Origin of the sequence: Bacillus sp. DX3.1 (genome assembly GCF_030292155.1) — a bacterium.
In the GTDB taxonomy this organism is placed as follows: Bacteria; Bacillota; Bacilli; order Bacillales; family Bacillaceae_G; genus Bacillus_A.
On sequence record NZ_CP128156.1, the window covers coordinates 1 to 8578 of the forward strand.

The 8578-nt window shown below is 31.9% G+C and carries 8 protein-coding genes; 3 read left to right on the plus strand and 5 right to left on the minus strand.

The window, feature by feature from the left end; all coding sequences use genetic code 11:
* Positions 1 to 861 precede the first annotated feature (861 nt).
* Positions 862 to 1512, plus strand: a complete 651-nt coding sequence (locus QRE67_RS26015; RefSeq protein ID WP_286125418.1) for a DUF3967 domain-containing protein — start codon at positions 862 to 864, stop codon at positions 1510 to 1512.
* Between the two features lie 57 nt (positions 1513 to 1569).
* Here QRE67_RS26015 and QRE67_RS26020 read toward each other — a convergent pair whose 3' ends face one another.
* Positions 1570 to 1986 (minus strand): hypothetical protein, encoded by a 417-nt coding sequence (locus QRE67_RS26020; RefSeq protein ID WP_286125419.1) that lies wholly within the window; start codon positions 1984 to 1986, stop codon positions 1570 to 1572.
* Between the two features lie 359 nt (positions 1987 to 2345).
* On the opposite strand from QRE67_RS26020, the gene QRE67_RS26025 reads away from it, so the two are divergent.
* Positions 2346 to 2960, plus strand: coding sequence for a stage II sporulation protein M (locus QRE67_RS26025; RefSeq protein WP_286125420.1), 615 nt, complete (start codon positions 2346 to 2348; stop codon positions 2958 to 2960).
* A gap of 210 nt (positions 2961 to 3170) precedes the next feature.
* On the opposite strand, the gene QRE67_RS26030 is transcribed toward QRE67_RS26025, so the two are convergent.
* From QRE67_RS26030 to QRE67_RS26040, 3 genes are all read right to left on the minus strand, one after another.
* Positions 3171 to 3320: a hypothetical protein gene (locus QRE67_RS26030; protein ID WP_098311040.1), complete on the minus strand. Its 150-nt coding sequence runs from the start codon at positions 3318 to 3320 to the stop codon at positions 3171 to 3173.
* 603 nt (positions 3321 to 3923) lie between these two features.
* Positions 3924 to 4562, minus strand: a complete 639-nt coding sequence (locus QRE67_RS26035; RefSeq protein WP_286125421.1) for a MarR family transcriptional regulator — start codon at positions 4560 to 4562, stop codon at positions 3924 to 3926.
* Positions 4563 to 4823: 261 nt separating this feature from the next.
* Positions 4824 to 6311, minus strand: coding sequence for a plasmid recombination protein (locus QRE67_RS26040; protein WP_286125415.1), 1488 nt, complete (start codon positions 6309 to 6311; stop codon positions 4824 to 4826).
* Between the two features lie 472 nt (positions 6312 to 6783).
* Between QRE67_RS26040 and QRE67_RS26045 the strand changes: the two genes are divergently transcribed.
* On the plus strand, positions 6784 to 7245 hold the full coding sequence (locus QRE67_RS26045) for a hypothetical protein (protein WP_286125416.1): 462 nt from the start codon (positions 6784 to 6786) through the stop codon (positions 7243 to 7245).
* Between the two features lie 381 nt (positions 7246 to 7626).
* Here QRE67_RS26045 and QRE67_RS26050 read toward each other — a convergent pair whose 3' ends face one another.
* Positions 7627 to 7758, minus strand: coding sequence for a hypothetical protein (locus QRE67_RS26050; RefSeq protein ID WP_286125417.1), 132 nt, complete (start codon positions 7756 to 7758; stop codon positions 7627 to 7629).
* Between the last annotated feature and the right edge of the window lie 820 nt (positions 7759 to 8578).

The following is an 8578-nucleotide window of genomic DNA, read 5'->3' on the forward strand; positions in this document are numbered from 1 at the left end:
CAGTATAAAAGTTTACATTCAATAATAAGAAAAAGAAAAAAGGAAACTATTACAGATTCCTTTTTTTAATATATCTTAAACCAGAAAAATGGTAAAACCTTTAAACCTTTGTTAGGGGCAAAGATTTAAAGAAAAGTTTAGCTTACTAATACTCTTACATAAATGGAATATATAGTAAATTGATAATGTTTATACTGAATATTATTAATATTAAGTATATTAAATTCTTATTAATTTCAACTAATAAATTTTATATTCTTCATTAAGAAAATGAATGTAAACTTTACTATATTAGTTTACATTCAAATCCTTGATTTTATTGGTTTTATCGCATTTAACTAATTTTGTTCAAAAACGCTAACAAAAGTATACATTCAAAACAGCGTAAATAAAGAAATTAGAACACCTGTAAACAAAAAAAAAAGCTAGATCGATGCTAGCTTTTTTAACAATTATAATTATCCATAAATATAAAATATTATTGTTGATTTTGTTTCTCTCTTTCACCTACAACCCAAGCTAAGAATAAAATAGAGCTAGTTACTAACACTGCTGTAAAAATTCCCATTAAACATTTCTCCTTTTTATAAACAGAATTAACCATATTATACCATGGTGGTAATACTTACAAAGACTTACTTATCCTATATAATTTTAGTTACCATAACACCACTTATCGGTAGTATCTCATTCTGTTCATTGATTAGAATGATAAGGTACTTTGCCCTTAGTCTACGAATTTTGAAGTTTGACTTGACCTATATTACCGACAAATTTCACATTTCAAAGGTATTTCGTTTTATCATGTATAATGTAAATTTAGGAACGTCAATTGGAGCATTAAGAGGAGCGTGAGGAACAATGTCTGATGGAACGCGGAATGGTATACAATCCGAGCCAGTCCCGGCTTTCCTAACCAAAGAAGTAGCAGAAATGTTAAGTATTAGCGAAAGCTATTTGCGTAAATGGTGTTTAGAGTTAGAAAAACATGAGTACATCTTTGTAAAAGTTCGTGATCCTAAAAGTAATCGCGAGTATCGAACCTTTACTTCAAAAGATATAAAAGCTTTGAAACAATTTCAAACACTTATGAAAGATGCCGGATATAACAAGACGGATGCTGCCAAAACCGTAGCAATAACCATAAATAATGAAAATTGGAACACGAGTGGAACGTCTCATGATCCAGTGGATTCCCAATCCTTGCTTATTACAAGAGATAAAGAAGTATTGGAACGCGAAAACAACACTAATTTGTTACGTGAATTGTTGCGTGAGGAACGCGAAGAAATAACAAAAGAACTTCAATCCATGAGAGAAGAACTACGACGAACTCAAGAAGAATTTCAAACATTGAAAGACGGTATACAAATATATCAAAAACACCATGAACAATTGTTGCAAGAAAGAGATGAACAACTATTATATAACATACGATCTATTCAAGAGACTAAACAACTAGTTGCTCCTACTACAGAAAATAAACATCCTTGGTGGAAATTCTGGAAATAAAACAAGCCTTGCTTATAAGCAAGGCTTGTTTTATTTCACATGTATTTGAACATCTTATTATGCTGTAGAATTCTTTTCTACAGCAGTTATAAAAATATACCCAAAGACTAAGGCAGCAATAAGATATATGTCTGTAGACATGATTAAAAAGTCGATATAGCTTGGTAACATCAAGATACCTGTACTGAAGTAAAGTAAAGGATAAAAAGCAATATACAGTGCTGGTATACCTACAAATATTAATTTTTCTATTTGGAAAGACCATCTTCCTACTTTCCTATTTTCTTTAAGAAAAGTCGGCAATCCAAGAAGTATTCCAATAGCGATGTATAACAAAGGAGTATAAATGAGATATGGAAACCTATTATACGTTGTAGCTCCATGCTCTTTTAACAAGCTTGAAGTACGTATAACGATGAAAAGTGATGTAAAGAAGACAACAGAATATAAAAAGTAACCAATGGCTCTTTTCAATGAAATAAAAATCCCTCCTTTTTTTAAAAGTTTAGGATTACATATTCCCCAGATTACAATTTATTCCTTTTCTCTTTAGAGCACAGTAACTCAACTACTTTTTTTATACAAGATTTTATACAGATTTTTGTACTAATACAGGACATTCGTAAGCCTGAAAACCTCCATCATCTCCACAATGTATAAAATCATGCATAGTATGATTAAAAGAAAAAAGCAAAATCCATTGATATACCAAGGATTTCACTTTTTATTTGCTACCGATAATTGGCGTTATGTTAACTGAATATGTATACGATATACAAGAAAAAATTTCTTTACCATCGCATTATTAAGATGGTAAAATTTAGAAAAAAGGGGTGAGGGTTATTTCGAATGTAATTAATAAGGTTGTATTTAAAAGAGCTATTAACTTTTTCATATTAGGGGTAGCACTAACAGTTATTGCAACCATAATAACTTTTATAATCAATCCAGATCTAAAAGAAACACTGGAAGGATTAGGAAATAGAATACCAGATCAAGTAAAGGAATCAACAGGTATAGAAAAGGCATGGGAATACATTGTTAATAATGGCTTTATCGTGCCTTTACAAATGTTTATATTAGCCTTGATTCCAATACAATTTTTATATGTTATACATATAATTTTAACTGCTTCACTTCTTGGGGTTTCTTTTGGAATTGCGTTACAAATTGGTTTTAAAAAAGGGTTTGTGATGATAATTTCATCCATCCCTCATTACCTTGTTGAAGTTTTCGCTTTGTGTTTATTTGCGGCTATTCTTTTTGAATTAAATAAATTTATTAGAATCAAATTAAAAATTATATTCAAAAAGGATAAAGAAAGAGTATCTCTTAATAAAAAGACTTTAGAAGTAATAAAAATTTATGCTATTTTAACTTTACCTATAATTATCGTTGCTGCATTCTTAGAAACTTACATAACTAATATCATATTTGATTTATTTTAGGAACTTTATATGCTTGATGAAAATTGAGATTTACCTAAACATAATACAAACTGTGCTTATAACTTCCAATAACACTAATTATGTGAATCTAAAAGCCCTCCAGTTAAGTGATCCGGAGGGCTTTTGGTAATCTCATAAATACATTGACTCCCGATAATAGGACGTTATGTTAACTCTCTATAAATAAATATTCATAGCATTTTTCACAATTTATTTATCTGTTTGTTTTTGCTTCTTTTTCAAATACTCCGCACGCAATTTTTCAATTTGCTGCTTTTTATCAAATTTGGCAGGCGTCTGTTTTTCATGAAACTTTGTCACAGCTACCTGACTTTTGTAATCCAATTGATATTTTCCCACTTTGTTCACCTACTTTTCTTGTCTTTAAAGAAAATCTATTCAACAAATATAATATACCTTTTTTTACTTAATGTAGTTTTATTCTGGCCTTTTGGTTTGAAATTTGCTTTTTGGCTAGAGTGCTGGCTCGTCGTGTGGGGGCGAAACCCCACGTATTACGTATCTATTTTTTGGATAAGAACTATCTTAGGACGAATGATCTAAGCGGTTCGGCTCGTATAATTGCTTGTCCAAGTCGAGAACCATTGCTTTGCTTTTTGTCTGTCGGCTTGGCGAGAAAAGCACACGAGCCGAAAAAAGTTTTGCAAGGACAGAATCAAAAAAAAAAGGCGTTAGCCTTTAGGTGAGGATGAACGAACCGCTTTTTTGATTCTGAGGGTGGAGATTTTTGAGTGTTTTTCTCAAAAATACGACCCGTTCCTTGCGGAACTTTTAGCCTTATATATAAGAGTGAGAAGAGCAAAGTAAAGAAAGTCAGTAATAGCAAGGGTTTATAGAAGAGAGGGTGTCAAAAAAAAGTGACACCGGTGTCAAAAAAAAGTGACACCTAAAAAAAGGTAAATAAAAACAAAAAAAAGAACGCAAGAAATTTTTTGCATTCTTTTAAAATAAATAAATAGGTAGTTTATGTTTTTTCTTTCCTTGATCTTCAACTTTAAAATTTCTTAATGAATCTCTAAAAATATGTTGAGTTGCTTTATCTATGCCATCTTTAGGAGAGCAACACATAACATTTGGATTTACAAACCATGTACGACTAGTACAAACCCGTCCATCTTCAGTTGTAACACCAGATTGTGCAACTGCTAATACTCCCTTTTTTAATAAACCATTCATAACACTAGAAATACTTTGACGAGTCATTTTAAACTTTTCAGCTAGATATGTAGGTGATGCTGGATTATTTGTTTCACGTTCTACGAGAACATTGGTTTTAAACTCTACAGATGAAGTTAATTTGAATAAAAAAGCTTCTTCCTTACTACTTAAGTAACCTATTCCAATCAGATAATCTATATTATCCATTATAATTTGCACAAATCTCACCCGATCTGTAGGTTTTTTCTTTTTACCTATGAAATATTCTTCCCCTCCAGACATTTTACTTAACATCTGTAAAAGCATAGCTCTTTCTTCTTCTGAATATCCACCAGTTTGCAACTGGTCATAAATACTATCAATCTTACTATCTCTTATTTTGGCTTTTTTTTCAGCTTGTCCAAAATCTACAACTTTTGTCATAAAATAATTCTCTCCCTTAGTGGAAGGAATCAACTTTTATATGTTAGAATGTATATAGAATATATATTGGTTGATTCCAACCTTATTATGAAAAACCGCCTTGCCGTCCAAAGCTTGGGCGGTTTTTCTCGTTTGTATATCTTTCTTTATAATAACATGAAACACCTTGTTAAAGCTTTCCATCTCTTGCAAAAACACAACATTCAATCCTCTTTTTCTTCTTCAAACTCATACAATTCAATGTTTTCACCATTATCACTCCTATCTCTCCCTATCAAAATCTTGATGTCTGCTCATTTCTCTCTTATGTTCACGTTCAAATTGATTATCTATTCCCTTGCTACCCAATTCATTTTTAATAAGCCCTCTAAACGCTTTGAATTGCTCTCCAAGGACCTTTTTTGTTTTGTGATACAAAACCTTTATGTTTGTCTTTAAATCCTTTATATGAGCTTTTAAACCACTTATTTCAGCATGTAATTCTTCATTTTCTTCTCTCAATTCACGATTTTGTTTATACGAATGATTTAAAGCAAGCTTATTACCCTCTATTGTTTCTTTTAAATCTTTATTATCTGCTCGTAAACTCTCATTCTCTTTCACAAAATCTGTTTTTTTCAAACGCTCATAATCTTTTTTAATAGTAATCGCTGCATTCACTTGTTTTATAAATTCTTGATATTGTTCTGGTGATAACACATAATTTCTTGTCTGTTTCTTCGTGATTTCAGCTTTTCCAAACATTTTATCCTGTACTTCTGTTATTACTTCTTTACGCAAAAATGGAATTTTAACAGGTTCATTTGGTACTTGATCCGTAGCACTATCTAATTCTTTTTGCATTTGTTTTACTCTTTTTTCTAAATCTACATGACGCTGGCCAATTAGCTGTAACTTCTCATTTCCACTCTCTATTTTTTGATTTACTGCCTTTAATTCTACGTACTTATCATTAACATCACTTTCTAAACGTTTTTTTACTACTTGTAATTCATTTGCCTTTTCCTCATCATTTTTCAAATGACGGTCAATAACTTGTAACTGCGTTTCTTTTTCTTGCACTTGATTCTCAACAATTGATTTTGTTTCTGCATATTCCTTGTATTGACGGACTTTCATGTACTTATGTGAACCTACATTAGCACGTTCAAAATTCGGAATGTGCTCTTTAGCCAATTGCTCAATATAGGCCGTTTCTAATTCTCTCCAATGTGCAATTAACTTTCTTCCCGTTCCTTCTACACCTTGTTGTTGCAAGGCTCTATCCATTCCGACACGCCTCGTTAATCCTCGACTACTTTCGAAATTCGGTACATAGTTAATATGTAAATGCGGATTAGCTTCATCATCATGTAAAACCATGTTATAAACTACTAGATTTGGATTTCGCTCTTGAAACGCTTCAGCATAGCGCTTCAGTGCTTCTTTTTTCGCCCCTCTATACATTGGGTCATCTTTACCTTCCCCAATCGCTACAACCAATTCTCGTTGCTCATGTGTCTTATCATCTTTATGTATTTTGTCATAGTAATCATCAATCTTACGGTCATTCCGTTTTTGTTTCTCGTTATACTTGTCCACCGCTTCCTGAAAAACATCCTTGTATACACTTCGGATGTCCTTTTGAACAAAATAAATATTCTCCTCTAACCTGGATGGATCTATGCCAGGATTTCCATGAATATTTTCTCTGTTATTGTGGCTCAATGAACTTTGGTGAGATTGATTAAATGAGATAGAACCCAACATAAAATGCCACCACTTTCTCTAGATTAATTGATACCATAAGTCTAGCAAAGCGACGAAATGGAGTCAATTAAAGTAACCCTATACGTATTTTGACACTTTGTATCAAAATCGATAGGGGTCTGCGACGCTTTTCGGCTTTGCCGAGCCATGCCCAGCATGGCAAAAATAAACCTTGGGCTTTGCCCAAACCCACTGGGGAACTCTTCCCCAGACCCCATCTAACAAACTCCCCCAACCCCCTCATTTTTTGAGGGGGCTCCCTCGCCGGTAGGCAGGGTCAAACGGGTACCGTTTGACAACCACAAGAGGGTCTGGGACAGTAAGTCTGTCAACTCCTTAATGCTCCTTCACTTCACTATCGTTTCGTTTTGTCCGCTTACCGTTGACAGACACGAGAAGATATTTTTTTATTAATATAAAGAAATATCCATGCTACTATATTCTTAATAATTACATAAGGAGTTTCAATTAAATGAACAAGAAAAAAATAGGTTTATTTATTTTAGTAATCATTATTCTTTGGTTTGTATTTCCTCTTTCCCCTTATTTAGCAGATTTAAATCATACAGAACAAAAGTTATATGATACATTACAAAAATCCCAAAATATTTATACACTAAAAGAGCAAAAACCTAAAACAGTAGTAAGATTATATTTACATTCAATACAAGAAAAAAATTATGAAACAACTTATCTTTTCTATAAAAATGATGAAAAAATGACCGAAGAAAAGAAACAATTTTTAAAAGAGGCACCTGAATTTCATAAAACAATTCTATCATCTTTCAGATTTGCAAGATCATCTGTAGTAATAAACGAAGATTACAAGGATTCCGCAGTTATTAATATGCCCCCATGGATAGGTACAGACATTCAATTCCATATGTATCAAAAAAATGAAACATGGTTTATATACGACGTTCCTTTTCAATAATTGAATAATTTCAAATCTAGCAATATAAAACTAAAAGGGACTCTTTCCCCAGTTTTTGGTAAGTCCAGATTGATTTGAAAGTAAACTTTTACATAGAAGTTTACTTTCAGTTTCGTCAATAAGAAAAACCACAGTGATTGCTGTGGTTTTTCTTATTGACCGACTAAAACTAAGATGTAAATGCTCATAGCATTGTATGTTGGATTTCAATTATAAGTTCCAATATAAACTTTTGAATATTAGTTTACTTTCAGTGATAGAAGTAGAACCACATGCCCATCAACCCAATATTTTGGAGTACCTCCAAAAAAAATTCACCTCAGATACAACAAAAGAGCCTTACCTCTGTAGGTAAGTCTTCACTAGTATAGTTGTATATATTTACATAACAATTAAGAAACTGTAAAAATATAACACAAAGAAGCAGAACCCTAACATTCCGCCTACAGCTAATACCTGTTTAGCCCAGCTCTTGAATTTTAGATTACTGTCAATCGCTTGCACTCTTTCCATATTCGTTTCCTCCTATTAAGGAGAACCCTTAAAGACTCTCACCTCGCTATGGTACCATTAAAGAATGACTAATAGAGGTCTAATTTTTGTCTAAATGTATAATATTGCCCTATATGCAATATTGCATATAGAAATGTATTGTTATAAATGTAAGCGCTTACTATAATGAGGATATAAAGATCCACCACATCTTAATATGAAAAAAGAGGAGGAAATAATATGGCAATCGCAATGGCAGTTTTAAAATTTTTAGGTGGAATCATTCCATTAGTAGGAGAGCTTTTAAAAGCAGTAATGTAAGTTCATTATTCAGCAATTATTTATAAAAATTATCATACCTTAATACGAAAAAAGAGGAGGAAATAATATGGCAATCGCAATGGCAGTTTTATCATTCTTAGGTGGAATCATCCCATTAGTAGGAGAGCTTTTAAAAGCAGTAATGTAAGTTCATTATTCAGCAATTATTTATAAAAATTATCATATCTTAATACGAAAAAAGAGGAGGAAATAATATGGCAATCGCAACGACAGTTTTAGCATTCTTAGGTGGAGTACTTCCATTAGTAACAACACTTATAAAAGCATTCATGTAATATAATTCTCTGCACTTATTTTTTAAAATTATCATACAAATGATCTGTATATCAAAGATGAATTGATGTACAGATCATTTGTGTGAGCAAAGTCCCTTTAGCATTATGAAGGGACTTTTTTAAATTTCTACATACTTGAGGTTCCGTCACATCAACATCAAGTTAAAGCACTTTTAAAACATTAAAAAGTGCTTTTTATTTTTTATAAATGCGAATGTAAACTT